We start from the raw sequence: 455 nt of genomic DNA, 5'->3' as shown, positions 1-455 counted from the left end.
GGTTGAGGAGTGCGTCTCGTTCTATGAAACGCATTTCCCGGATCGTTACTTCCTTGAGCTGATCCGTACCGGCAGACAGGATGAAGAAAGCTATTTGCACGCAGCCGTAGAACTGGCGGAAGCGCGCGGCTTGCCGGTCGTTGCTACCAACGACGTGCGCTTTATTAACAGCGATGATTATGACGCGCATGAAATTCGCGTCGCCATTCACGACGGTTTTACTCTCGACGACCCTAAGCGCCCACGTAACTATTCGCCGCAGCAGTATATGCGCACGGAAGAGGAGATGTGCGAGCTGTTTTCGGACATTCCGGAAGCACTGGAAAATACCGTTGAGATCGCCAAACGCTGTAACGTGACGGTGCGTCTGGGCGAATATTTCCTGCCGCAGTTTCCGACCGGTGATATGACCACCGAAGACTATCTGGTCAAGAAATCGAAAGAAGGTCTTGAAG

1 pseudogene is annotated in these 455 nt (G+C 52.7%); it reads left to right on the top strand.

Annotated features, from left to right (window positions below):
• Window positions 1-455, top strand: a pseudogene (locus tag E0T84_RS31635) (DNA polymerase III subunit alpha); the annotation flags it as partial.

This window comes from Mycobacterium sp. DBP42 (assembly GCF_005924235.1).
Classification (GTDB): Bacteria; Actinomycetota; Actinomycetes; order Mycobacteriales; family Mycobacteriaceae; genus Mycobacterium; species Mycobacterium syngnathidarum.
This window is presented reverse-complemented; position numbering and strand designations above follow the sequence as displayed.